This is a genomic window from Shewanella sp. JNE2, from assembly GCF_023159115.1.
GTDB lineage: Bacteria > Pseudomonadota > Gammaproteobacteria > Enterobacterales > Shewanellaceae > Shewanella > Shewanella putrefaciens.
Window position 1 is genome coordinate 641749 of record NZ_CP096169.1, and the last position, 26174, is coordinate 667922.

Below are 26174 nucleotides of genomic sequence, written 5' to 3' on the forward strand. Positions count from 1 at the left end.
TTTGTTGCCCCTACTTTCTATCTGACTTTCCTTATCAGTCCTGCTTATTGAGTGCAGGATTTAATCTATTTCAGGCTAAATCTTGACCAATCATAAAGAAGTGTGTTTTTCTGAATAAGCTATACTTTTTTCCGTAGCGGTTAATGTCATTTTGTTATTTTATAGCTATTCATTAGCCGTTTTTGATTATTCAAATTTCTATGCTCAACGTAAGTTGATAACACCTTAAATGGAATGTTAGGTAAGGAAATACCTTGAAATGTCAGATGGTTTAGCCAATCCACTCCAACAGGCACTCGTCACTATTTTTAGCGAAACCCCGCTAGAAACCTTAGAGCAGAATGTTGACCGAGCCCTAGAGACTATTACCTTACAACTCCACTGTGATGGAGTGTTTGTGTTGACAGGAAGCCAGTCTCTTGACCATTTACGCACTCGAAATCTTTATTTAAAACCGCAATTTACTAAGGGACAACAGATCCGAGTTTGGCCTTTAGCACGTATGCCTTTTTTTCGTTCGTTGGTACGTTCACCAAGATTATTAAATGTGCCTGATGTTAATCGGTTGCCCGATGAGGCATTGGCTGAAAGAGCCCTACTAAAAGATTGGAATGTAAAAAGTTTATTGGTTTTACCTCCCGTCATTTTTGGCGAAACACGGATAGCTCTAGGCGCGGTTAACTGCTCTGAGTGTTGTGATTGGAGTAATGCGTTTATTGATGAGTTTAGTCATGCCGCAGTGATGATTGGCTCTGCAATGGAATTGACTCGAATTGCCCAAAATATGCTGGCAAGTGAATATAAATACCGTCAAGTATTTAATCAGTTACCTTTAGCCTGTGCGTTACTCGATAAACATAATCAACTGGCAATGTTAAATAAAGTGGCGTTGCAAACTTTACCTGTGCAGCATGGATATGATTTATTCCAGATGGTACGAGAAGAAGAATACGCCATGCTCAACGATACCTTGCATATGGTACGTGAGGGCGTCTTAGGTCAAGCTTGGTGTGAGTTACCGTTAAAATCGGTGCATCAACTCGATTGGTTAAGGTTAAGTTTCAGCCAGATCCATGGTGATAAAAATACGCTGGTGATGATAGCTGAAGATGTGAGTGAAAAGTATCGCTTAGCCGATGAACTCTCTTTCCATGCTAATTACGATGCACTGACTGGCTTACCCAACCGACTACATTTTGAGGCATTGCTTGAGAATCTTCTACAAGCAAGGGATGACATGCCGACCTGCGTTGCTTTTATTGATGTCGACCAATTTCAAGTCATCAATAATGTGAACGGCCATCAAGCGGGAGATAAACTCCTGTGTCAGTTGGCTTTGCGTCTAAAACAACTTGTCCGCAAAGGCGATATTGTTGCGCGCCTTGGTGGTGATGAATTTGGTATTTTGATGCATTACAGCAACGTGGATTCGGCGCAGCATATTGCTAATCGCATTTGTACCCAGCTTGCAACCCATGAGTTTATTTGGGAGAACCGTTGCCATAATGTCAGTGTGAGTATGGGCATTGCCAAGCTCGATAAATCGGCTGCTGATATTTACACTGTGATGAGTCAAGCGGATGCGGCATGTCGCCTTGCTAAAGATAAAGGGCGCAATGGTTGGCATTTATACAGCGCCAAAGATCCTAAGATGACTCGACTTTATACTGAGATGATGGCCTCAGTTGATATTGTCAGTGCCCTTGCATTGAATCAGTTTGAGCTTTATTTTCAAATTATTACACCATTAAATCGCCGTGAGTCAGGTCTACATTTAGAAATCCTACTGCGTATGGTGCAGCCGAACGGCACTATTGTTTCTCCTGCGATTTTCTTGCCCGCGGCTGAGCGTTATAACTTAGCTTCTAAAGTCGATCTTTGGGTGATAGATAATTTACTTAAATGGGGTAGTAGTCATTTAGCGATTTGGCAGCAGTTGGATCTTGTTTCCGTTAATTTATCGGCCACGTCTTTAGGAGACAGTGAGTTTATGAACTGGCTTGAAATGCGCTTAATGACCGAGCCGGAGTTGGTGGACAAACTTTGTATTGAGATTACTGAAACGGCAGCGGTGAGTCAGCTAGAACAGGCGACAAAATTGATTGAAGTATTACGTCCCCTTAATTGTCAGTTAGCTCTAGATGATTTTGGAGCTGGTTTCTCAAGCTTTGCCTATCTCAAACGTCTTAATGTGGATTTTGTCAAAATTGATGGTCAGTTTGTCCTTAATATTTGTGAGGATCCCGCGGATCAAGCTATTGTTAAGGCTATCTGTCAGTTGGGGCAAGACATGGGATTTGATATTATCGCTGAGTTTGTGGAGTCCCCCGAAATTGGCCTTAAATTACAGATGCTCGGGGTCGACTACGCCCAAGGTTACGCGATTAACAAACCCACTCGTTTATCTGATTTAACTTCAGGGCTAAGTCGGCCTTGGCTTGATATGAACAGTGGTTTACAGCCTTAAATCCACAACCTGCACGGTTGGTATTAAAGCCGATTATGAGTACACTGACGACCTGTTTTGAACTTTGATATCATATCCTTGAACTCTCTACCTATTTATTCTCTACTTGCTCCGCTGCGTGAGGCATTTTCTACCCATGCGCAAGTCATTCTTGAGGCGCCTACTGGGGCGGGTAAATCTACCGCTTTGCCTCTGGCTATGTTGGATTGGCCTGAAGTCACTGGGCGTATTCTAATGCTTGAGCCTCGTCGAGTCGCCGCCCGTAGTGTGGCACATTATATTGCCCGCTGCCGACAACAGAACGTAGGGCAAGAGATTGGGTATCGGGTGCGTGGAGAGTCTAAGGTCAGCGCCAATACACGCTTAGAGATAGTTACCGAAGGGATTTTAACGCGGATGATCCAGCAAGATCCTGAGTTAACAGGGATTGAAGTGATCATTTTTGATGAGATCCACGAGCGGCATCTTACAACGGATCTTGGCCTTGCCTTAGCGCTCGAAGTACAAGCTTCCCTGCGTGATGATTTAAAAATATTGGCTATGTCGGCGACGTTATCGGGCTTAGCCTTGGGTGAATTAATGCCCTCGGCGGCGATTTTACACAGCGAAGGTCGCAGTTTCCCCGTTGAAGTTGAATATTGCCCCGTGCCAAGTCAGCAGCATTGGTTGGAGCATCTTGGTCGCTGTATTGTCGAGCTTGTCAGTGCAAATACGGTTACTGAAAAAAATACCGTTCACAATGATGTATTAGTCTTTTTACCCGGCAAAGCTGAAATCCTGCGATTAGTGCAGTATTTGGGTGAGCGTCTCGACAGTGATACTTTCTTGATATGTCCATTATACGGTGAGCTTTCTGGTGCTGAGCAAGATCGCGCCATAGCGGTATCGACACAGGGAAAGCGTAAAATTGTATTGGCAACCAACGTGGCAGAATCGAGCTTAACAATTGATAATATTGGTTTTGTTATCGACCGTGGCTATAAACGTCAAGCCAGTTTTAATCCTAAAACTGGCGTTACTCGCCTCAGTTTAAAACGCATTAGTCAAGCCTCGGCAACTCAACGTGCAGGGCGTGCAGGGCGTTTAGCCGCGGGTGTATGTATTCGATTATGGAGCCAAGAAGAACAAGGGCGAATGCTAAAGGCCGATGAGCCTGAAATTTGCCAAGCGGATCTTGTCTCAATGGCCCACGATTGTGCCTATTGGGGGGCTAAATCCTTTAGTGACTTGATGTTACTGACTTCACCCCCCAAGGTAAATGAAGCACTCGCTTGGCAGTTATTAGCGCATTTAGGAATGGTTGATGGTCAAAATAAGTTAACTCCCCACGGTAAAGCTGCCTATGAGTTAGGTTGCCATCCTCGGCTTGCCCATATGTTACTGAGTGCTAAAACCTTAGCTGAGCAGTTATCTCAACCAGAATTATCTAGCTTAGCCTGTTTGCTTGCGGGGATTTTAGAGGCCAGAGGCTTACCCAAAAAGGGTGCAGATATGATGAATTACCTGTACTTTGCGACTCAGGGACAAGTGGGGCAGCAGGTAAAACAATGGCAAAGAAAGTTAGCCGTGTCTGGTGATTTAAGCGTGATAGCCTCCCATGCTCATCATAAAGATGTCGGGTTATTATTGGCATTTGCCTATCCTGATCGTATCGCGAGGGCGCGGGGCGTAGAGGGATATCAATTGGCTAATGGCACGGGAGTTGTGCTCGCCGCGGAGGATGGACTTGCGCAAACACCATGGCTTGTTGTCGCTGATTTTCAAGAAACAGAAGGTAAAAGTGCAGGTCGGATCTATTTGGCAAGTCAGTTGCACCCCAATCTATTCGATGAGGCACTAAAGCCCCTGCTAAATATCACAGAGCAATGCGGTTGGGATGAGATAAAAGGGCGAGTAGTGGCAGAACGCCAATATAAGATTGGCCAAATATTGTTCAGGTCTGATTCAATCTCTAAGCCTGAACGCCCACAAATAGTGGCCGCATTACTGAACTATATCCGTTTGCAGGGATTAAAAATTCTCAATTGGAACGACAACTTAGAACAACTCCAATATCGACTCCAGTTGGCTAAAGCACTGGATGCGAGTACTGATTGGCCTGATATCAGTGACACTGCATTATTGGCAAACCTTGAAACTTGGCTGGCGCCTTACCTTGAAAATGTGAATAATCTGCCGCAGTTACAGAAACTCGATTGTTTTAGCTTTGTCGCAAACCAATTAAGTTGGCAGCAGCAACAAATGCTCGAGACATGTTTGCCAACCTCTTGGGCGTTAGTCACTGGAACGCATGCCCCGATAGTGTATGACGCCTCTGGGCGAGCTTTGCTTAGGGTAAGATTACAAGAAACCTTTGGTATGGCACAAAGCCCAATATTGGCACAGGGCAAACTTAAGGTGACGATGGAGTTGCTCTCGCCAGCACAGCGACCATTAGCACTTACAGCCGATTTAGCCAGCTTTTGGCAGGGCCCTTATGTTGAAGTCAAAAAAGAAATGCGTGGTCGTTATCCAAAACATTTGTGGCCGGACGATCCTGTGAATACTTTACCTACAAAATATACCAAGAAGAAAACCTTGGGTTTATCTCAGTCATAGCTTTTAGGCTGCTTTGATTTACAACATTTAGGTGTTGTGCCCGTGACTGATGTCTTTAAATGTGTGAATGATGAAGTAGATATGACAACTAAGACGACAAAAAAAACACCCGCTCAGCGCAAGGCAAAAAGGAGTCGTGGACTCTTTGGGCACATCTGGTCGCTCACTTGGAAGTTGACTTTAGTAGTGCTTGCCGTAGTCACTTTTTACAGTATTTATCTTGATCAAATTATTGCCAAAAAATTTGAAGGGCAAAAATGGCATCTACCCGCCCAAGTATTTAGCCGGTCCATGGCCTTGTACCCCGGTGCCGCCGTCAGTCATCCTCAGTTAATGGCTGAACTTAAATTGCTCGGTTATCGTAAGGTCGCTAATCCTCGCCAAGTCGGTGAATTTTCAGCTTCAAGTACGCGTATAGAGTTATGGCGTAGACCATTTTTACATCCTGAGGGCGATCAAGCAGAACAAAGAGTAATGATAAGCTTCGACAGTGACGGTGTAAGTTCCGTCGCGCGGATAGAAGATAAGCGTCAATTAGCGGTGTTTCACTTAGAACCCGTATTACTTGATCGTATTATTGCTGGCGACGGTGAAGACAGGTTATTTGTGCCAACCGAAGATATGCCTAAATTGATTATTCAGGCATTACTTCTAGTGGAAGATCGCAGTTTCTATGAACATCATGGCGTTAATCCTTTTGCGATTCTGCGTGCTGCGTTTGTCAACTTAAGTGCTGGACGAACAGTACAAGGCGGCTCAACGCTGACACAGCAGCTTGCAAAAAACTTTTTCTTGTCCAGTGAGCGTTCTTTGCTGCGTAAAGTGCGGGAAGCACTAATGGCGGTGATTATTGATTTTCGCTACAGCAAAGAAGAAATCCTCGAAGCCTATTTAAATGAAGTTTATATGGGGCAGGATAAATCCCGTGCCATACACGGCATGGGGCTGGCCTCGCAATTTTATTTTGGACGTCCGATTAGCGAACTGACTGCGCCTCAGCAGGCATTTCTTGTGGCAGCAATTAAAGGTCCGTCTTACTACAATCCGTGGAAATATCCAGATCGTAGTCAAGAAAGACGCGATCTCGTATTGCGTTTATTGATGGATGCGGGTGAATTAAATACAGAACAGTATAAGGCGGCGGTAGAGTCTCCATTGGGCTTACGTAGTCAAAATAAGCCTGTTCATCAGAAGTTACCTGCTTTCTATGCTTTGGTGAAGCAAGAACTAAATCAACGTTATGGTGATGCTTTACTGAAACAATCTGGTGTGAAAATTTATACTACCCTAGACCCAATGGCCCAAGAAGCGGCCGAAAATGCAGTGATGAAAACCTTTAAAAGTTTAGATAAAGGCAATAAATCATTGCAGATTGGTATGGTGGTGACCGACAAATACACCGGCGGTATTGCCGCAATGGTAGGCGATAAAACGCCAGGGTTTGATGGATTTAACCGCGCCGTTGAAATTCGCCGTCCTATTGGCTCGTTAATTAAGCCCTTTGTGTACGCGACGGCATTGGCGCCTAATAGCAAATTCACTTTGGCGACACCGCTAAAAGATCAGCCTATTACCTTAAAAAATGAACAAGGTAAAACTTGGTCTCCCCAAAACTTCGATAAAAAGTTTAGTGGTCAAGTATCCCTGTTAACGGCATTGAAAAAATCGATGAACGTGCCCACGGTAAACTTGGGGATTGCGGTTGGTGTGGACGCAGTAGCAACCACCCTAGCCAAATCTGGCTGGGAAGAGCCCTTAAACGAATATCCATCGATGTTATTAGGGGCAGTGAATGGCTCTCCTCTGATGGTCGCGCAGGTGTACCAGACCCTAGCGGATAATGGGGCTTATCGTAAGCTCACAACCGTTACTGCAGTATTGGATAGCCATAATGAACCTTTGCCAGTGACTCGTTCACCTAAAGAGCAAGCCATTACACCCGAAACAGATTTTCTCGTGCAATATGCGATGCAGCAGGTGGTGCGTTCTGGTACGGCTACACGGTTAGGTAATGCTTTCCCTGGGGTGGCGCTAGCGGGTAAAACGGGAACGAGTAACGATAGCCGTGACTCTTGGTTTGCGGGGTTTGATGAGCGTAATGTTGCAGCAATTTGGGTAGGACGGGACGATAATGGCAAAACTAGCCTATATGGTAGTAGTGGCGCCATGGCGGTATATCAATCCTTCTTAAGTGAGCGCCCACCAATTGGTTTACGCTCAATCCCGGTTCCAGGTGTTGTGCGAGGCTATTTTGACCGTGATACCGGCATCGCTAAAGAAGCGGGTTGTGGCAATGTCGAAGCTCTACCCGCATTAAAGGGAACCTATAATCCTGCACAAAATTGCGGTGAACCTTTGCAATGGTGGCAGAAGATTTTCTAGGTTAATCGGGGCGATTATTGGCCAATAACGCACTGATGTGTTGAATATAAAACCAGTAGAACCTGTGTCGATGGAAGTGATGTTATCGAGAGCAAACTCGGGATGTCACTCTTCCTTTTGCTCGGGACGTTAACTCAAAGTGAGAAATGACATGTTTAAAACCGCTGCCGCCGTGCATATTTTAGTGAAACACAAAGAGCAGGCTGAGGATATTGTTAAGCAGCTAAATAATGGTGCTAATTTTGCTGTGCTCGCTAAGCGTTTTTCCTCTTGTCCTTCAGCCAAAAAAGGCGGCGACTTAGGTGAGTTTAAAAAAGGCCAAATGGTGCCACAGTTCGATAAAATCGCATTTTCGGGCGAGTTATTGGTGCCACATATAGTAAAAACGAAGTTTGGCTGGCATGTCGTTAAAGTGCTTTATCGCACTTAATACCTCAGTAATAAGCGCATCTTCACCGAACGTTATTTTCGACTAATCAAATAGATTGGAAGATTAGGGAGCGATCAGCATGAAATTTAGTTTTAACACCGAAGATGCGAGCCAAGTATGTGTAGGCGCTTTTGCCCTTGCGGTTCCCATCGCATTTTCTGAGGAAGCGTGGCAACTTGGCGAAACGTTGCCTTTATTAAATATTGCTATGCTCTTTAGTTTATCGTTGTTATTTCTCGGAGTATTTACTTACCACAGCGTGTTCCAGCAGAATATTCGAACACGGATCCCTGTGTTTATTTTTCGGATAGTGGTGGCGTATTTGCTCACTGCACTTGTTGTTTTTCTGGTGCTGTTTTGCCTCGATAAAGTGCCATTTTTTGAGGATCCTCTGACCTCGATTAAACGGATCATAGTGATTACTATGCCGGCCTCTATGGGCGCTATCGTTGTGGATAGTTTTGATAAGGAATGATTTTGCAGTCAAATCTCATGACTTTTGTCACTGGTGTATTTGGCGTATCTTGAACATACTGATTGTTACTGCGTTTCGAGATTAAATTTCACTGCAAAAATAACCCTGAAACGTCAACACACCCTAAAACGAAAGGAATGGATTATGAACAATGGTGCTCTTGCTTTACTTATTCCCATACTTGCGATTGTGGGAGGATATGTTGTGGCAATTATGAAGATCCGTGAAAAGCAAAGATTGGCGAGTCATGAGCAAGCACAGGAGAACCAAGTGCTGCGCACCGAGTTAGAAACGCTGCGTCGTCGTGTTGAGGTGCTAGAGCAGTTAGTGACTGACGATGGTTTTCAATTAAAACGTGAGTTTAATAAAGTCTAAAAGATGCATGTTGCGATGGAAATGCGCTAGCAATGTGAAATGCAACAACGAGGTTATTCGCTTTACAAATATTATCACGGTGTTACTTTTACGGCTTCGTTGGATTCAAGTCATCGGGTGAGTGAAATACCTAAATTAAGGTAGACTCGTGAGAATTTTGTTATCCATCCCTACTTGAGTCATTACTAATAGAGTTTATATGTTTCTAGCGCCTTATTTTTCAAAGCAAAATCAAGCAATTTCAGTTTCGGCACAGCAGGCTAGCGATTTCGCTAAGAAAGTTGCACAGGATTTTAATCCTATACATGATGTCGGCGCCAAGCGTTTTTGTGTCCCCGGAGATCTGCTGTTTGCTTTAGTGTTAACCCAGTATGGTTTGAGTCAGAGCATGAAATTTAGCTTTGCGGGCATGGTGGGGGATGGCGTCGAATTGCAATTTCCAGAGCAGGTTAATGATAGTTTTTCGATTTGCGATAGTCGTGAAAAAGCCTATCTTAATGTCAGCCGTCAGGGTGATGTAAGTTGTTGTGATGCGCAGACAGAATCCTTTATTCGTCAATATGTTGCTTTCTCTGGACATAATTTCATCGATATCTTAGTGCCGTTAATGAAACAGCATCAAGTGATGATAAATCCAGAACGCCCATTAGTGATTTACGAAAGCATGTCGTTCGATCTCACTACACTTGATTTTATTGAGGTCACTTTATCCCTCGTTGGACAAGATCTTAAAATTGATGGCAAACGCGGCGATGTGACTTTGCATTTTGAGTTACACAGTGGTGATACCTTAGTCGGAACAGGTATAAAGACCTTAGTGATGAGTGGATTACGTGCTTACGATGAGGTTTTTGTGCAGCAAATGTGCGCAACCTATGAAGGCCGTAAAATAGATTATTGATAGACGCTTAGGTCATCGCGTGGTTTTTTGTCTGTAGGCAAAGCGCTATGCATCCATAAATAGCGCTAATGAATGATGTAATATGCGGATTAATGTTGATCGTCGATGGAAAGCTTTGACACCGTTGATGAGACATTTTCCGCCCCATTACGAATTTCCCCCATAACCAATGTCACCTCTGCTAACTGCAGTTTCCCTTCCTGAGCGATACGCTCAACCTCATTCATCATGTGTGTTGCGCTAGCGGTTAATTGAGTATTTTTACTGACTACGGCGGCAATTTCACTGGTTGATTTACTGGTTCGGGCTGCAAGTTGTCTCACTTCATCGGCGACAACGGCAAAGCCACGCCCTTGATCACCTGCACGCGCAGCTTCAATGGCAGCGTTAAGCGCCAGAAGATTCGTTTGATCTGCAATCGAACTGATGGTTGCAACAATGGCTTGAATACTCTGAGACTGCTCATTGAGTTTTGCCATTGAATCCGTCGTCCTATGGGTTTGCTCGGCAATGGCATTTGAGGTACTTACTGTTGCATCCAGCAATTTCACACCTTGTTGGGCTTGTGTAAGTGTTTGTTGTGAGGTGATCAGCGCAATATTCGCGGCTTCTTGAACGGCTTGATTTTGTTGGATTCGCGCGCTGACATCGCTGGCGAATTTGATGATTTTTCTGACATGACCGTTTTCATCAATAATGGGATTATAGGCAGCCTCTAACCAGATGGATTGACCATAGGCATTTTTACGCTCAAACAAACCGCTCTTAAATTGCCCATTTTTAAGATCGTCCCAAAAATGAGGTTGTTGCTGATAGAAATTATCAAAGCAAAAAATACGGTGGTGCTTGCCGATGACTTGTTCTTTGCTGTACGCCATTACCCGTAAGAAATTATGATTGGCGTTGAGTATGGTACCCTCTGGCGTAAATTCAATAATAGCCTGTGACTTATTTAATGCATCGAAAATAGCCGCTTGATCATCGAGTTGAAGCTTTTCTTTCGTGATATCAGCGGCAATCTTCATCACTTTTATCACTTTCCCATCTAATTTAATGGGAAAATAAGTCGCTTTAAGCCATATCTCGTGTCCATTTTTATGGATACGGCAAAAATTACCTTCCTGCAGATGGCCTGCTTTCAAGTTGTCCCAAAACTGACGATAGGTAGAGGCGTTTGCATATTCTGGCTTACAAAATATCCTATGGCTTCGGCCTATAATTTCTACCAGAGAATAACCCATCGTATTTAAAAACAGAGGATTAGCATCTAGGATTTCACCATCTGGTGAAAACGTGATAGTGGCGACGCTGTTATCGATGGAATCAACTAAAGATTCTGATTCCAGTAGTTTCGCTTCACTCTCTTCAAGGCTTTTACGTAACGATGAATTAAACACTGAGATACTCCTTAATTCAAAAACGAACTCTTTTTTATTGGATGATATGGCGCCAAATACACTGATAAATATAGCTATGATTGGGATGATTTGTGGTTTTTATTAACATGGTACGCCGAACTGTATACTGCAATATTGGCAAGTAAGATCACTAAAATCAGATGTGGATAAAGTGCAGACATCAAGCTTACATGAGCAAATGTTGCCAAGTAGCGGAGTTTGGCAGACGTTTTTGCTAGATTATCGCCCGTTTGTGTAGATTCACTATACGGGCTTTGCTTTGCATAAAAGCCTGCCAACTTGAGGTGAGAATAAACCTTATACGACTTTCTCTATTTTTGCGGGCAGCCCTTGTCTTGCCGAAGCGCCACTTGCCCAATCCACCAGCGGGTAGCGGCCGTGGCGACTCGGATCAAACAGATTCAAGTCGTTCATATTGATGCCGACTCGGATCAGCGGATTGGCGGCGATTTTAAGGTTGTCGATCACTACGTCCCGCGCGCCGAGTTCCTTATGACCATAACCGTGTTCGATAGCGATGCAGTCAGGGTGCACTCCGGCAACACATTCCACTAAGGCGATTACGCTGCCGTTGGGCATACTGATCTTGACCGTGTCACCAGTGCTGATCCCAAGGCGAGCGGCGGTCTTCTCGTTCAGCCGCACCGGATTATTAGGGTGCACTTGGCGCAAACGATCCGAGCCAATACTCATAGAGCTCATGGTGTGGGATTTGTAGCTGCTGATCAGCAAAGGCCACTGTGACTTATCAAACGCCTTATCGAGCGGCGTGCCATCGGCCAAGGCGGGTTGATATAAGCGCGGACAGCCACTCATAAATTCCCCTGTGAGACTGTTACGGCGACTGCCCACTTCGGGATTCCACAGCATCATAGGTTTTGGCCAGACCTTGGTTGGATTCCCCACTTCATCCCGCGCACCGCTCATATTTTCAAAGCGGCCGCCGCGGGCAAATAAGTAGCTGACTTTTTTAACTTCATCTGGCTTGAGTCTGGCATTGAGCTCACTTTGGATACGACTCACACCGCTAAGGTACATGTCCTCGGCATTGATATCGGCGACGGCTTTACCCAAATAGGCCACGTTAGCGGCACCATAAAGGGAATAATCCGCTGCGCGCGTTAACGGATGTAAGCTGCCATCTGCGGCCTTAACGGCATTTTCGCCAAAACCAGGTAATTGCAGTTTCATCGCCACTTGGCTCAAGAAAGACTCCATGCACACCACATCGCCACTGGCCATTTTTGTGACCCTTGGTTCGACAATCGGCCAGCGACCTGTCGTTTCTTTCGTCAGAGTCCCATGCCACGAAGGGCTCCAACCCCATGACTCGTAGGTTAAGGTGTCGGGCACGATATAATCCGATAGCGCCGAGGTTTCGTTAATAAAGCTGTCGATACTGATAAACAGTGGTAGCACTTTGGGATCTTTCAGTTGTTCACCAATGGCTTCACCTAAGCCCGCTTGACCATAAATCGGATTGCCCATGTGGTTAATCCATGCTTTGAGTCGATAGGGATAACCGTGCACCGCTGCGGTTAAATGTTCTCCAAGCAAGGGCGATGAAATCGGAAACCAAGGCTCTTTAGCTGGATAAGGCGATTCGCCCGCTTCGACTTTACGGCGATACTCTGAGGTTTTCTCGTAGGGGAATTTAGATCGCGATAGGAATACGCCCTTAGGCTCGACCATGCCGTCAAACTCCTGCAGATTATACCTTGGGCCTTTACCAAAGGCGGGGAAGGAACCGCCGGAAGCTAATGCGCCACCTTTTAAATTGATGTTACCTATCATGGCGTTGAGCATCATGATTGCCCACGCGCTATAAAAACCATTGGCGCTCATTGTGCCGCCGTGGGAGATCACCGCAGCCTTAGTGCCATGGCTGGTAAATTTATCCGCGAGGGCAATGATCTGCGCCTCGCTGATATCGCACTCCTTGGCATAGTGTGCCATCTCGAAGCTCTGCGCCGCTTCACTTAACAGTTGGAAGCTAGATTTAACCGCAATCATTCCCTTAGGTGTGTCGACGCTTTGGTCAACGTCGAGCTTGGCTTTCAGGCTTTGGCTAGCCAAAACTATCTTGCCACTCGCGGCATCGACAACCAACTGCGAGTCTTGCTCGCCGTAGGCTTTGTCGTCGAAAGGTAAGCCAAGATCGCTGGCAAAGAGATATTGGCCATATCTTGGATGGGTAGGTTCGCTGACGATCAAGAAACCTGCGTTACTAAAACCACGGTAACCTGATGCTTTTGCGGCATCGATATTGGGCGCACTCAAAAAATCGGCGGCGTAGCGCTGGTTATCAATAATCCAGCGCAACATGCCCATGGCGAGGGCTGAGTCGGTGGCGGGGCGGATCGGCAGCCAAGTATTGTTACCCGCGCAAGGTTGATTCGAGGTATTAGGCAGCATGGGCGACACCACCACATAACTGAAATTGCTGTTATTCACCCGCGCGTTAGCCAATTGTCTTGCTTGGCGTTTAAAGGGATTGCCCGATTGCTGCGGTGAAGTGCCGATAAAGAGTAAAAATTCACTATGGTCCCAATCGGGTTTTAAGTGGGCGTATTTTTTCAAATCATCCAATAAAGCGCCCGCTCCAGCACGGTAGGTAAATCCACAGTAAGCGCCGTGGTTGGCAAAGTTGCGCGTGCCAAAGCTGTTGAAGGTGAAGCGTTTGATAATGGCATCGCGGCCTTCATCTGATGCGTTTGAGACCAGTAACTGATTAGCTTTAGGGCCGTATTCTGGATTATTGGTATCGAGTGGCGTGGCGATATCACGAATCGCTCTTAGTCCTTCGACTTGGCCCTCACCAAATAAATCACCGCCTTCGACGACTTCATTCAGCAATTGCTCAAAGCTAATGCTCTGCCATTGGCCGCTGCCGCGCTTACCCACGCGTTTAAGGCATTGGGTGACGCGATGTGGGCTATCTAATTGTTCTAGCATGGCATTACCGCGGGCGCAGGCGGTGGAACGCCCCTGTAGACCCTGTTCTTGAAAGGCGCTAAGCCCAACAAAGGCGGTTTTGATCGGCGTATCAAAATCGATATGTTCCCGCGATGACAACGGATGATAAGGATTACCGCTGATACGGATGATTTTATCGGTTTTTTGATCGATACGAGCGCGCACGCCGCATTTGGTCCAGCAACCTAAGCACATAGTATTGGCGATGCGTTGATCGTCATTGCTGATTAACTGACCTGACTGTAAATCGACCTTGTATTCAGGTGCTAAGGAATTGCCGTGCAGCGGATCTTGGGTCGGTTTTCCTGAAGTACCATTGACGACACCTTTACCTATTTGCGCTAATGTATGGCTATAACCCGCAGCAAATAATCCCACACCACCCGTTACAGCGGCCCCTTTGATAAAACGACGTTTACTCTTATCCATGATGGACTCCTTAATTCTGTAAACTATTTGGGTGCTCAGCGAGCAAGTTTTGCCGCAGGCGTGTGGCGAATAAGTTCGGAGACCAGCGCCATTAATGCTAACCAAAGGCCGAAGGTACCAGCTATGCCTAATAGCCCTTCGGGTCCCCAAGGCAGTTGATAGAGGTAAGTCCCCGCGCCGTATTTAGGATCGGTTTGCGCTTGGATGAGCACTATCCAGCGAAATCCCCACGCAAGGTGAATGGCCGTGAGGCTGACGATTAGCATTGCCATATTGGGTAAGTGACGAATGGCGAGCATCAGTGCCAGCACGGCGAGTGTGACCAGTACCCAAATCGCAGCCAGTTGCCAGCTTGGGCTGGTTTCAAGCAATAGTGCGGCTTCAGGGGCCGAGCCCTTATCGAATAACGCCCAGCCGATAAGGCATAGGGCGAATAGACCAAAACTCGCTCTTACCCAGAGTAATAGGCTGTCTTGGGTGCGCTGTTGGTAGCCCTTTAATAGTCGATTCAGTACCACCAAAGTGCCGCAGGCGGCGAGCAGGGCACTCATTGCCATCAAAGGTGGCAGCCAATAGGTATGCCACAGTGGCCGCGCCTTAATGGCCATGGTTTCCATGCCAGTGTAGAGGGCGATACTGCAGGCACTCAGGGCCGTGATCAGTGCGATCGGCTTGATGAATTTGTCACTGTTCCAATCACCGAATCTCAGTAATTGGCCTATTTTATTCACCCAATCTGAGTCTTGATTCGTGGTGTGCTTAGGCAGATATTGACGCAGTAGCAGCCAAGCAAACACTGCGCTGGTGCCCGAGAATACGGGCAGTAAAAAGGCGCCATACCACATCCAAGAATCAGGGCGAACTTGCGCATAAAAATGCCAAGCCCGCAGCGGTTGGTGTAAATCGGCGAGTAAGGCGATAGGGGCGACTATGCCTGCGGTTAACATTAAACAGGCGCAGAGCTTCAGCAATCTGTCATCGGGTTTGGGTTGGCTGAACAAGTGTATTGTCGCTACCCATACGCTGGCGTAGGCGAGCCCCATCATAAAAAAGTATTGTACTGCCCAAGGTAGCCAAGTAATGGCGATATCTGGGGTAAAGATTTCTTTAATGACCATGGTGGATCTCCTCGCCAGTATCGGTAAGTAAGGTTCTAACGGGGGCTTGGCCGCTAATCTTGTCCTCAAAAGCGCTGCTCATGCCGATGTAGAACACCCGTGGCGCAGTGTTGGCCGTCGGTTTGAGCACCTTGATATCGGTTTTGTTGGCGGCGAGCAGTTGGCTTATCTGGCTGTTGGGATTATTCAGATCGCCAATCACACGGGCTTCTCCTACGCAGGTTTCGACACAGGCGGGCAGTAACCCTGCATCTAACCTGTGGGCGCAGAAGGTACATTTGTCGGCGGTATTAGTGTCGTGGTTGATAAAGCGCGCATCATATGGGCAGGCTTGCACGCAATAGCCACAACCAACACACCATTCATTGTTGACGACCACTATGCCGTCTTTGCGCTGGAAGGTAGCGCCCGTAGGACAAACTGGGATGCAGGGCGGGTTTTCACAGTGATTACAAAGTCTTGGCAGCATTAAAAACGCAGGCGGAGTAGTATCTTCCTGCTGCGAGACTTCATACTGCTGCACTGTGGTGCGAAATTGGCCGAGGGGCGGTTGATTCTCGATAGTGCAAGCCACAGTACAGGCTTGGCAGCCCACGCAGCGACGCAAGTCAATTACCATACCGTAACGTTTACCCACTTGGCCTTCGCTGGCGCTGTGCCTTTGAAGGTTGCGTTTATCATCCTGTGCATACACTTGTACGACAGGGATGAGTGCGGCGCCAACACTGACGCTGGCTATTTTGCCGAGAAACTGACGTTTACTCTTGTCCATACAGATTTCCTTCACTCTTGCAGATGGCGAATAAACTGGCTCATAGACCTAGGGGTAAGGTTTATGGCGAGGTTTACAGGCATTCTGTAAAAGGGGAGGCGGCATAACTATAGTGGTTTTCCACATATCGGGTATGGACTTGATCTAGCGCAACAAATATCCGTTAGAATAGCCTTCAAAATGCTAGGGTTTTATTTTTTGTTACTTGAGTTTGGCCTTTCTTAGCTTAAGTTGGACTTGATTTTAGTGTGAGTGACTGGGGATAAAGTATTGCACTTCATGTTATTTAGGATGATGAAAACTGTGTTTCGCTTCGCTGTATCGGTCAAGTGGCCGTTATCGATTCTGAGCACTCCACATTCCGTGGCAATACCGAGGAAAAGGCCAAGGAACGCAGTGTTATTCCTATGCTTGCTGGCTTCAGTTAAGGTGTTTGCTGCGGAGCCACTGAATCAAAGTGCGCATTCGGGCTTAACTGACCCTGAGGTTGTTGCTCAAGTTGCTATCGAAGAGCCCAGTTATCAAGTAGTCGATGTTGGCGTGTTAGCCATCCGCGGTTATAAGGCAACCATCAACCGCTGGCAACCTTTGATGGGGTGGCTCGAAACCCAAATTCCCAACAGTTACTTTAGGTTACACCCTCTTACCCTCGATGAGCTAGCTAAGGGCGTTGAAACCCAAGGGCTCGATTTTGTGATCACCAACCCAGGGCAATCCGTGTTGCTGGCGCGGCAATATTCCCTTACTTGGTTGGCGACCCTGCGCAGTCCGTTAAATAATGGCGCGGCAATGCAAGTGGGCTCGGCGCTGGTGGTGCGCGCCGATTCACCCTATCACACCTTAAGTGATCTTAAGGGACGTCGACTCGGGATCGTATCGAAAAATGCCTTCGGCGGTTACTTGACCTTAGTGTACGAAGCGCAGCTAAAGGGCATAGATTTGCCTCGCTTTGTGGGAGAGATCATTCCGTTGGGGTTTCCGCTAGATAACTTGATTTATCAGTTAGATGATCAAAAAAGTGGTGATGATGCGGCGAAAGATAATCGACTGGATGCGGCTGTGGTGCCTGTGTGTCAGCTTGAGCAGATGCAAACGGAAGGTCTTATTAACATCGGCCATTATCGAGTGCTCGATAATCAAGCGCCTGCGGGATTCAACTGCCAAGTCTCGACTCACCTTTATCCCAACTGGTCTATGGCAAAGACCAATCGCGCCTCCCAGTCTCTGGCTAAAAGTGTGACTCAAGCTTTGCTGGCGCTGCCCGAAGATCATCTCGCTGCTAAGTCTGCTGATTCTGCGGGCTGGACCACGGCCGTGAGTCAGCTTGCGATCGATCAACTGCTTAAAGATCTCGATATGCATCCTTTGCAGGCACCATGGTGGCAAAGGGCGTGGCAGTGGATCAAGCTACATCAACAATGGGCTTGGCTTGTGTTAGGAATTTTGGTTTTACTCAATGTGTATCATTTTTGGCTTGAATACCGCTTTAGTCGCCGCGGCCGTGAGTTGATTAACACTCAGCGCCAGCTCAATGAAAACCGCGCGTTACTGGAACATGCCCAGCGTATTGCAATCGCGGGTGAGCTTGGCGCGAGTCTCTCCCATGAACTCAATCAACCTTTGGCGGCGATTGGCCATTATTGTCATGGCGCCGAAGTGCGATTACAGCGGGGGACGAGCCCTGAGGAGTTGCAATCTGTATTGGCGCTGATCCAGCAGGAAGTCACGCGCGCCGATAATATTATCAGTCGCTTACGTAATTTATTGAAGAAGCGACCTGTGTCGAAACAACCTTTGTATCTGCATGAGTTGGTCAATGATACTGTGCCGCTGCTCGCCTATGAGTTTGAACAACATCAGATAAACCATGCCGTCAATGTGAATGGTGAACCTTATTTACAGTCCCTCGATGAAGTTGGCATGCAGCAGTTGTTGCTTAACTTGCTGAAAAACGCCTTTGACGCCTGCGTTCAGCGGTTAGAGCTTGAATCCAGTGGCACCGAACAGATCATCACGCAAAAGCCATACACGCCCACGATCGATATCGATCTTCGCTATCAAGAATGCACGCTCTTGCTGACAGTCACAGATAATGGCACAGGGTTAACCGAAGAGACCAGTCTGCTGATGCAAGCATTTTATTCCACTAAATCAGAGGGGTTAGGTTTAGGCTTAGTGATTTGCCGTGATATTGCCGAGAGCCATGGTGGGACGTTTAGCCTAGAAAGCGCTATGGGTGGCGGTTGCCAAGCGCAGGTAGCTATACCGCGTAAACCTGAACCCAATGGAGCACAATAATGAGCCTTGAGTTACCTGTGTATTTAATCGATGACGATGACTCAGTGCGTCGTTCTTTGCGTTTTATGCTTGAAAGTTATGGCCTTAAGATCATCGATTTTGATAGCGCTGAAGCCTTTTTTACTACAGTTGACTTAACACTACCGGGTTGTGCGCTAGTCGATGTGCGTATGCCGGGTTTGAGTGGTCAGCAGTTGCATCTTGAATTAGTGGCAAAAAATAGTCCGCTAGCGGTGATTTATCTCACTGGCCATGGCGATGTGCCTATGGCGGTAGATGCGCTTAAACTCGGTGCGGTGGATTTTTTCCAAAAGCCCGCCGATGGCGCTAAGTTAGCCGAAGCGGTTGTCAAAGCGTTGGAACATACCAAGGCGCATCATCAAGACAATCAGTATCTTGAGACTTATCAAGCGCTCACGCCAAGGGAGCGGGAAATACTCAACCTGATTGCCCAAGGCCTGAAAAACCAAGAGATCGCCGATAGTCTCTGTATTGCCATGCGCACGGTTGAGATCCACCGCGCCAATTTGATGAAAGGCATGCAAGTGGGATCGCTGGCGGAAATGATGCTGATCTACAGTCGGATCGCCGAACGCCTACGTCTCGAATAAATCCGTTGGAATTTACCTTTTATCGCGCTAATTGCCGCTTTGTTAGCCGTCCATTTGGGCTAAGTTGTCGTATCATTGGCCGCTTAATATTGGCCTAGCTATGGGGTTAGGTTTTTGCTGAGCAATGGGCTGAGATGTGAGCTAAGGCATTAGTGCATCGCCGCTTAATTGCCAATACACTGTGATTGCCTTATTTTAGGGGCACTATTTTTAGGCCACGATTTTAACGTCAGTGGCCCTCTTGGATTGTTTTCTCTTATTTGTGTAGAAACTTCTGCAGCTTAGATAAGACTCTCCTGTTTGCATAAGGAATGAAATGGCAAGCTTGATTCGTATTGTGCTGATTGATACGCACCTTCCGGGCGTGGTGGAACTCGCCCTCAATGGTCATACCAACATTTGTGGTACTAACGCCTCGGGTAAAACGACATTACAACGTCTAGTCCCTGTTTTTTATGGTGAATACCCAAGCCGCGTGGTGCCTTCGACCCGCGACAGTTTCGAGCGTTGGTATTTGCCACACGATTCAAGCTACATCATTTACGAATATCAAAAGGCCGATGGCTTACTGTACCAAGCTGTACTGGCCTCGGCGGGCGATGGTAAGGGCGTTAACTATCGTTTTATCGCCAAAGGTTTTGAGTTAAGTGATTATATTAAATCGCAAAATGGCGACACTATTCTGTGCCACACCATGGCGGAATTAGGCCGTGATTTAAAACGTGCCGGCATCGCCACCACTAATTTGCTTAATACCCGTGAATATCGCGCCATTATTCAAAACGATCGCACCCTATTAAGCACGGGCAGTAACCGCAGCGAACTACGCGGTTATGCACGCCAATTTGCCCTGTGTGAGGGTGAGCATTCCCTGCGCCACATCGAAAAACTCGCTAAAGCGGTGCACTCCAAAGAAGGCAAGATGGAGACGGTCAAATCCATGATCGCCGCCATTTTAGAGGAAGATGGGGTTAATCCGCCCAGCTCACGTTTGAATCCGCAGCGCGTTGAAGCGTGGATCCGTGAAAGCCAACTTATCCAAGGCTTTGAAGTCATTCGCCCTGAGTTTGAAAAACTCGAGCAAGAATTTAACCAACTGCTCAGCGCCGAACTGCGTTTATCGAGTCTGTCTCGCGGTTATCGAAACGATGAAACCTTAGAAGCCGATCGCCAAGATAGGGAGCAAACCCTAGCTAAGGAATTGAATTTAAAGCTTCGCTTATTAGATGAAGAATGGAAAGAGCAGCGCGATGAGCTAAACCTCGACTTATCTGCCGCTAAGGGTGATGTGGCAAAGTGCGAGTATGAACTCGATGCGATTGAAAATCAGCATGCCGCCTTTTTAGATGCCAACATCGAAGAGGCTAAAGCTGATTTAGAGATGCTACCAAACTGGCGCACCGATGTTGAAAACTTAAGTGAACGCCATAAGCTGCAAACCGAGAAACACCAAGATATTGAGGCGGCCTACAATGCCCGTCGTAGCAAGATTGGCGAGCAGTTAAACCGTGAATTAGAAAGTCTGCACAGCGACCAAGACAAGCAGCGCGAAGCCCGCGATAAACAGCGCGAGGTGGCGCGCGCCGATATTGATGCCTTAGAAGCGCAATGGCGCAACCAAATCGATGCGGGTAAGGCCAGCTTTAGCGAGCAGGAATACCAATTCAAACTTACTGCCGCCGAGCTTAAATTACGTGTCGATGGTGTGACTTACACCGAAGAAGAAAAGTTAAGCCTCGCGATTTTCGACGAACGTATTCACCGCGCCGATGAAGAGCAAGAAAGCTGCAATGTTAAGGTCGAGCGTCTTGCCAGCGATGAGCGCAAACTCAGATCTAAGCGCGATCAAGCCAACGAAGCCTTGCGTATCGCTACCTTAAGGGTGAATGAGCGTCAAACTGCGCTGGATGAACTGCACCACATGCTGTTCCCGCAATCCCACACCCTATTGGAGTTTCTGCGTAAGGAAGCTCAAGGTTGGGAGCAAAGTTTAGGTAAAGTGATCGCGCCTGAACTACTGCATCGCACTGATTTACATCCCAGTTTAGTAAGTGAGTCGAGCGAAGCTTTCTTTGGCGTACATTTAGATCTTAAAGCCATCGATGTGCCTGAATATGCCGCCTCTGAGCAAGAGCTGCGTATTCGCTTAAGCAAAGCCGAAGAAGCGTTACAAAGTGCTCAGGAACTACAAACCGAGGCGGAATCACAATTAATTTCGATTAATGGCGAGCTGGATAATCTCAGCCGTGAACTGACCTTTGCCCGCACGGCGTACAAAAATAGCCGTGACGATCTGCGTCGACTATTCGATGAAAAGCGCAGCGAGCAAGACAAAATCAACAAAGCATTGAGTGAGCGCAAAGCCCATGCGGGACAAAGACTAACTCAACTTGATGGTGAGCTAAAACAGCTTAAACATCAGCACGAACTCTGGCTCGAAGATCAAAAAGAGCAAGCGCTAGAAGCGCGCATGGAAAAGAATGCCTATTGGCAGGAAGTCATCGGTGCGCTCGACAATCAACTCGGGCAAATTAAAGCGACCATTGAAGGGCGCCGTGAAAGTGCCAAAATTGAGCAGAAGGCCTGCGAGACTTGGTACAAAAACGAGCTTAAATCCCGCGGTGTGGATGAGGATAATATCCTCAAACTTAAGCAACAAATTCGCGAGTTAGAAACCAAAATCAGCCGCGCCGAGCAGCGCCGCAGCGACGTACTGCGCTTCGACGATTGGTATCAGCACACTTGGCTTGCGCGCAAACCTAAACTGCAAACTCAGCTTAGCGATGTGAAGCGCGCCGTATCGGAAATCGATCAACAGCTTAAGGCTAAAACCTTAGAGGTGAAGACCCGTAGGCAAAAATTGGATACCGAGCTTAAGGCATCCAATGCGGCGCAGGTGGAAGCCTCTGAAAACTTAACTAAGTTACGTGCAGTAATGCGTAAACTCGCCGAGCTTAAGTTACCAACCAATAACGAAGAAGCCCAAGGCAGCCTAGGCGAGCGTCTGCGCCAAGGTGAAGATTTGCTGCTAAAACGCGATTACCTAATGGGTTCAGTGAAGCAATATGTGGAGCATTTTGACTCAGTGATCGCCAGCAAGTCAGGTTCAGGTCTTGCCGAAACTTGGGAGCGTGCCCGTGAAGAATCGAGCTTTATCAACGACAAAGGTATTCGTCTGCTTGATTACCGCAAGTTAGTGCCACAACTTGAACAATTGCTAAACGTAATAGTGCCGCAATCGATTATGGCGCTGCGTGAGCAGGGACGGATTTTTGGTGTCGACTTGACCGCCTTCTACGATGTACTCGCCGATATCGACCGCCGCATTGCCTCCCAAAGTGCGCGCATTACCCGCGAAGTGGGCGAAGAGTTATTCCTCGATGGCGTGTCTGAATCGGCGGTACGTATTCGCTCGCGCATCAGTGAGTTAGAGTTTTGGCCTGAGCTTGAACAGTTCGTCAAAGCCTTTAAACATTGGAAAGCCGATGGCTTTAATGGCTTGCCCGATGAGGATTACACCAACAGCATGCGCCGCGCCTTAGACATTATCGGCCGCGCCGCGTTAACTGGGGGCATCTCTAAGTTGCTGGAAATCGAGCTGCGCCTTAAAGAAGGTAACAGCGACTTAATCATCCGCACCGATAGACAACTTAACGAATCCTCAAGCCACGGTATGGCATATCTGATTTTGTGTAAGTTCTTGTTGGCATTCACGCGCTTGCTGCGTGGCCGAAGCGATGTGACCATTCACTGGCCTATCGATGAGCTGGGCACCTTGCACCATACCAACGTGAAGAAGATTTTCGACGCCTGCGAAAACAACAATATTTGTGTGCTGGGCGCCTTCCCGAACCCTGAGTCTGAGGTGCTGAACTTGTTCGCCAACCGTTACATTATCAACAAACAAACTAAGAAGTTGCAGGTGGTAAAACCTAAGGTCAACCCAATTGCAGACATGTTGAATAAGCGTTTGTCGAAGGAGGCCATCTAATGAGCGGCATGAACGAATCGAACCAAACCGTATTGGTCGGCACCGGCGCGTTAATTGAGTTGTTACTCAAGGGCGAGTTTATTTGCCGCACCACTAATGAAGAAGGCTGGCGCACCCTTAAAAATAACAGCACCCGCGAGAGGGTTGAGGCTTACCTCAATCAAATCAACCGTACCGTGGCTTCTGCCGCCGAAGGCGATGTGTTTTTCTGCGGTTACTTACAGTTAGGCGATGCCGAACGTAAAGTGATTTCATCACAGTTCAAAGATATCTGTCAGGCATTGATCCCGCTGGTGGAATGGTTGGTATTAGTGCAAGAGGCCAGTGGTCAAGATGCGCCGCTGAGCGAAGGTGCGCCCGTGCGGTTAACCGAGCTGCAAAGCCGTATCGAAGACACGCCGGCGTTCCGTGAGCAGTTAGCCAAACTCAGCCAATATCGGCTATTTGGCTCGACCAGTACTAACAGCGATGCGCAAATCAAGTTAGTCTTCAAACGTTTAGTCGAACTCGGCTATTTAGTGCGCCCCAATGCGGAGAAGCAAATCTATATCGCCACGGGCAAGCTGGATTATTTGTACGAAGTCATTCGGTTTATCGATGAAACCGAAGGTTTAAGCCTAGAAGCGCAGGCAGAAACGGCGACCCAGCGGGACTTAATCTAATGTTGTTACGATTAAACCTAAGTAAAAGCTGCGACCAAGGAGGCCATGATGAGCAGTAACTTACATCAGGCGGGTGTGAAACTGCTCAAGCAGTTAGGTCGCCATGCTGACATCATTATGGACACCTATTTGGCGGGCTCTCTTAACGAGGATGCGCACGATCCAAGAGTGGTTGAAAAGCTTAAACAGGCAGGGATTTTGTGGCGGCCAGAGCCAGATCAGGAGCTGCGGCTTAAGCGGTCTGTGCGTGCCTTACTCGAAGAAGGCTTAAGTGATGAGCGCAATCGCCAAATCGACTCTAATGTGGGCTCGGCCTTAGCGACCATTAAAACCTTGGCTGACCACTATAAAGAGGCGCGTCATAGCTCAGACTACAGCGCCGCCGAGGCCTATTTATCAGATTTAAGCGAGCATGTTTATAGCTTCGCCGACAGTCTGCGTTATTCGATTCGTGTGCTCTGGGGCCGGATCAACAACGAGTTCGGTTACGTCGGTACGATCAACGCTAAGATCCGCGAAAACGAATTAGCCCAAAGCCAAGTCTCTGAATTGCTTAATGGCTTAGAGATGTTCCAGTTTAGTGAGCTAGGCGAAATCGCAGGCGATATCCGTGAACTGCGCAAGCTCTTAGTGACGACTTTACAGGAAACCATGAGCGACTGCGCCCAGGAACTGAGCGTAGTGCAGGGGCGTTTACTCGAACTCTTAGGTCGCTTCAGGCAAATCCGTGGCCGTACCCGTTTGCTCAAGGGCTGGTTACTCTACACTGATTTACATCCGGATTATCGTCCTGCGGACCATGTGTCCCACAAGGAAATTCCAAGCCTATTCAATCGCGCCGAAATCTTGCTCGCGCCTGCATCGGTTGATGTACATAACGCCAGCCAAGAGTTGGAGTTGATGGGCATAGTCGCGCACATTAAAGCTATTAGTCGTCATCCCGTGATTGCGGCGGTGCGTGAGCATGATGTATCCGTTTCTATCACCCAAAGTGAAGACTTCGATGTGCCGGATAATCCGCTCAAACAAGCGGTGGATGAGTATTTTGTCGATGTGATTGAGTCTGGCCTGCGCCAATCGGCGCTGGAATATCTGGCGGATAAAGCACTGCCTTGGGACGCCGAAAGCTGGATTTATCAAGTGATTGGTGGCTATGAAGGTTTGCCCGATGAACACAAAGCTTACTTTGAGCTTGAACCATTGGGCGAGCCGCATCCCATCTATAGCGGCAACTTTATTATTCGCGATGTGGAATTATGGCTCGCCTAGGCCAGCAACAATTACAACTGTTGGAGAACGCTTTTATTAAGCGTTCTCCCAAGGTTAAGCTCACGGCTAACTGGCGCGCGATTTATCGCGAGTTAGAAGTGGGTGAGTTAGACGGATCCGAAAAGTATCTGTGTTTTGCGCCCAAAGATTTCGAACTGCTAAGGCAAAGCGTGTTGGCGTTAATGGGGCTTGATTTAAGGCAGCTTGATTTCAACGTCGATCGCATGGCGATGTCCGCTAAAAGTCACGATGAAAAGCTCGCTAAGATCCGTCCCGAAGCCGAATACGTTTTGATGAAGTATCTGGGTTTCGGATCTTCACCAACTGGGATTTCAACACGCACATCACTGCGTATTCCATTGGATGAAGCACAAAAGCATTGCCATGAACTCAATGTCGCAACCATCCTAGTGGTTGAAAACTTAGATGTATTTGATGTTATCCATCAAGCGCGTTTACCACAGGATTTAACTAATGTGATGGTTATCTACCGCGGTAGCGGTCATCATTCCCCGATTGGCGTGCGGCATTTTTTGCAAGCGATGGCAGATAAATTGCCGATCATTGCCTTTACCGACTTAGATCCCGCAGGGTTACAAATCGCCCATACCTTAACGGGCGTGACTCATTGGCTTGTGCCACAACTTGCGCTGACAGCACCTGCTGAGTTATTGGCGATAGCACAAATTAATTCTACTGATGATTTTGACAAGCAAGCGAAACAGGCTAAGTATTTACAAAATGCCGAGTTAAAGCATTGGCAAAAATTAGCCGTTTGGTTAAATCAACACCGTATTAGTATCAAACAGCAGCACCTGCTGCATCATCGGCTTGAGCTAGTACTACTGGCATACAGTTAACCTTTATTCTTCCCCATCTCTCTGTAAAATTCGATATTGACAGCTTTAAATGCTAATTAAAGTATTTATTCAGTTTTTAAATCTAGTGTTATCCTAATAAAACCCTTGAATCGTGATTTTTTTGTTTGATTACTGTTATTAT

At 47.2% G+C, this 26174-nt stretch carries 17 protein-coding genes; 13 read left to right on the forward strand and 4 right to left on the reverse strand.

The window, feature by feature from the left end; genetic code table 11:
• Nucleotides 1-259: 259 nt before the first annotated feature.
• The 7 genes from MZ182_RS02930 (at nucleotide 260) to MZ182_RS02960 (ending at nucleotide 9628) form a co-directional block, all read left to right on the forward strand.
• A complete protein-coding gene (locus MZ182_RS02930; protein WP_248067814.1) occupies nucleotides 260-2467 on the forward strand; it encodes a putative bifunctional diguanylate cyclase/phosphodiesterase in 2208 nt (735 codons plus the stop codon).
• Between the two features lie 57 nt (nucleotides 2468-2524).
• Entirely contained in the window at nucleotides 2525-5065 is a 2541-nt protein-coding gene (hrpB, locus tag MZ182_RS02935; protein ID WP_411028097.1) for an ATP-dependent helicase HrpB, read from the forward strand.
• An 81-nt stretch (nucleotides 5066-5146) separates the two neighbouring features.
• On the forward strand, nucleotides 5147-7447 hold the full coding sequence (gene mrcB, locus MZ182_RS02940; protein WP_248067873.1) for a penicillin-binding protein 1B: 2301 nt from the start codon (nucleotides 5147-5149) through the stop codon (nucleotides 7445-7447).
• Between the two features lie 151 nt (nucleotides 7448-7598).
• A complete protein-coding gene (locus MZ182_RS02945; protein ID WP_248067817.1) occupies nucleotides 7599-7877 on the forward strand; it encodes a peptidylprolyl isomerase in 279 nt (92 codons plus the stop codon).
• A 79-nt stretch (nucleotides 7878-7956) separates the two neighbouring features.
• Nucleotides 7957-8352: a DUF2391 family protein gene (locus MZ182_RS02950; RefSeq protein WP_011790761.1), complete on the forward strand. Its 396-nt coding sequence runs from the start codon at nucleotides 7957-7959 to the stop codon at nucleotides 8350-8352.
• A 144-nt stretch (nucleotides 8353-8496) separates the two neighbouring features.
• A complete protein-coding gene (locus MZ182_RS02955) occupies nucleotides 8497-8727 on the forward strand; it encodes a hypothetical protein (protein ID WP_011918643.1) in 231 nt (76 codons plus the stop codon).
• Between the two features lie 199 nt (nucleotides 8728-8926).
• Nucleotides 8927-9628, forward strand: coding sequence for a DUF3581 domain-containing protein (locus MZ182_RS02960; RefSeq protein WP_011790759.1), 702 nt, complete (start codon nucleotides 8927-8929; stop codon nucleotides 9626-9628).
• An 89-nt stretch (nucleotides 9629-9717) separates the two neighbouring features.
• Here MZ182_RS02960 and MZ182_RS02965 read toward each other — a convergent pair whose 3' ends face one another.
• From MZ182_RS02965 to dsrO, 4 genes are all read right to left on the reverse strand, one after another.
• Nucleotides 9718-11025, reverse strand: coding sequence for a methyl-accepting chemotaxis protein (locus tag MZ182_RS02965; RefSeq protein ID WP_011918644.1), 1308 nt, complete (start codon nucleotides 11023-11025; stop codon nucleotides 9718-9720).
• Nucleotides 11026-11343: 318 nt separating this feature from the next.
• Nucleotides 11344-14451, reverse strand: a complete 3108-nt coding sequence (locus MZ182_RS02970; RefSeq protein ID WP_248067819.1) for a tetrathionate reductase subunit A — start codon at nucleotides 14449-14451, stop codon at nucleotides 11344-11346.
• 35 nt (nucleotides 14452-14486) lie between these two features.
• On the reverse strand, nucleotides 14487-15569 hold the full coding sequence (gene nrfD / locus MZ182_RS02975) for an NrfD/PsrC family molybdoenzyme membrane anchor subunit (protein WP_025008365.1): 1083 nt from the start codon (nucleotides 15567-15569) through the stop codon (nucleotides 14487-14489).
• On the reverse strand, nucleotides 15559-16341 hold the full coding sequence (dsrO, locus tag MZ182_RS02980) for a sulfate reduction electron transfer complex DsrMKJOP subunit DsrO (RefSeq protein WP_014609822.1): 783 nt from the start codon (nucleotides 16339-16341) through the stop codon (nucleotides 15559-15561). The genes nrfD and dsrO overlap by 11 nt, the downstream gene beginning before the upstream one ends.
• Nucleotides 16342-16620: 279 nt before the next feature.
• Between dsrO and MZ182_RS02985 the strand changes: the two genes are divergently transcribed.
• The 6 genes from MZ182_RS02985 (at nucleotide 16621) to MZ182_RS03010 (ending at nucleotide 26032) form a co-directional block, all read left to right on the forward strand.
• A complete protein-coding gene (locus MZ182_RS02985; RefSeq protein ID WP_248067877.1) occupies nucleotides 16621-18639 on the forward strand; it encodes a sensor histidine kinase in 2019 nt (672 codons plus the stop codon).
• Entirely contained in the window at nucleotides 18639-19250 is a 612-nt protein-coding gene (locus MZ182_RS02990) for a response regulator transcription factor (protein WP_248067822.1), read from the forward strand. The genes MZ182_RS02985 and MZ182_RS02990 overlap by 1 nt, the downstream gene beginning before the upstream one ends.
• A 316-nt stretch (nucleotides 19251-19566) precedes the next feature.
• The gene (locus MZ182_RS02995) at nucleotides 19567-23241 is read left to right on the forward strand and encodes an ATP-binding protein (RefSeq protein ID WP_248067827.1); all 3675 of its coding nucleotides are present in this window, start codon (nucleotides 19567-19569) and stop codon (nucleotides 23239-23241) included.
• A gap of 8 nt (nucleotides 23242-23249) precedes the next feature.
• On the forward strand, nucleotides 23250-23903 hold the full coding sequence (locus tag MZ182_RS03000; protein ID WP_248067879.1) for a hypothetical protein: 654 nt from the start codon (nucleotides 23250-23252) through the stop codon (nucleotides 23901-23903).
• Between the two features lie 48 nt (nucleotides 23904-23951).
• The gene (locus tag MZ182_RS03005; RefSeq protein ID WP_248067830.1) at nucleotides 23952-25172 is read left to right on the forward strand and encodes a phosphoenolpyruvate carboxylase; all 1221 of its coding nucleotides are present in this window, start codon (nucleotides 23952-23954) and stop codon (nucleotides 25170-25172) included.
• A complete protein-coding gene (locus tag MZ182_RS03010) occupies nucleotides 25160-26032 on the forward strand; it encodes a Wadjet anti-phage system protein JetD domain-containing protein (protein WP_014609826.1) in 873 nt (290 codons plus the stop codon). The genes MZ182_RS03005 and MZ182_RS03010 overlap by 13 nt, the downstream gene beginning before the upstream one ends.
• The last annotated feature ends 142 nt before the right edge of the window (nucleotides 26033-26174 follow it).

Bases quoted from the DNA above. Each gene is read 5' to 3' on its own strand.
- MZ182_RS02930 (WP_248067814.1), top strand. From the start codon at position 260: ATGTCAGATGGTTTAGCCAATCCACTCCAACAGGCACTCGTCACTATT.
- mrcB (WP_248067873.1), top strand. From the start codon at position 5,147: ATGACAACTAAGACGACAAAAAAAACACCCGCTCAGCGCAAGGCAAAA.
- MZ182_RS02945 (WP_248067817.1), top strand. From the start codon at position 7,599: ATGTTTAAAACCGCTGCCGCCGTGCATATTTTAGTGAAACACAAAGAG.
- MZ182_RS02950 (WP_011790761.1), top strand. From the start codon at position 7,957: ATGAAATTTAGTTTTAACACCGAAGATGCGAGCCAAGTATGTGTAGGC.
- MZ182_RS02955 (WP_011918643.1), top strand. From the start codon at position 8,497: ATGAACAATGGTGCTCTTGCTTTACTTATTCCCATACTTGCGATTGTG.
- MZ182_RS02960 (WP_011790759.1), top strand. From the start codon at position 8,927: ATGTTTCTAGCGCCTTATTTTTCAAAGCAAAATCAAGCAATTTCAGTT.
- MZ182_RS02970 (WP_248067819.1), bottom strand. From the start codon at position 14,451: ATGGATAAGAGTAAACGTCGTTTTATCAAAGGGGCCGCTGTAACGGGT.
- nrfD (WP_025008365.1), bottom strand. From the start codon at position 15,569: ATGGTCATTAAAGAAATCTTTACCCCAGATATCGCCATTACTTGGCTA.
- dsrO (WP_014609822.1), bottom strand. From the start codon at position 16,341: ATGGACAAGAGTAAACGTCAGTTTCTCGGCAAAATAGCCAGCGTCAGT.
- MZ182_RS02985 (WP_248067877.1), top strand. From the start codon at position 16,621: ATGTTATTTAGGATGATGAAAACTGTGTTTCGCTTCGCTGTATCGGTC.
- MZ182_RS02990 (WP_248067822.1), top strand. From the start codon at position 18,639: ATGAGCCTTGAGTTACCTGTGTATTTAATCGATGACGATGACTCAGTG.
- MZ182_RS02995 (WP_248067827.1), top strand. From the start codon at position 19,567: ATGGCAAGCTTGATTCGTATTGTGCTGATTGATACGCACCTTCCGGGC.
- MZ182_RS03000 (WP_248067879.1), top strand. From the start codon at position 23,250: ATGAACGAATCGAACCAAACCGTATTGGTCGGCACCGGCGCGTTAATT.
- MZ182_RS03005 (WP_248067830.1), top strand. From the start codon at position 23,952: ATGAGCAGTAACTTACATCAGGCGGGTGTGAAACTGCTCAAGCAGTTA.
- MZ182_RS03010 (WP_014609826.1), top strand. From the start codon at position 25,160: ATGGCTCGCCTAGGCCAGCAACAATTACAACTGTTGGAGAACGCTTTT.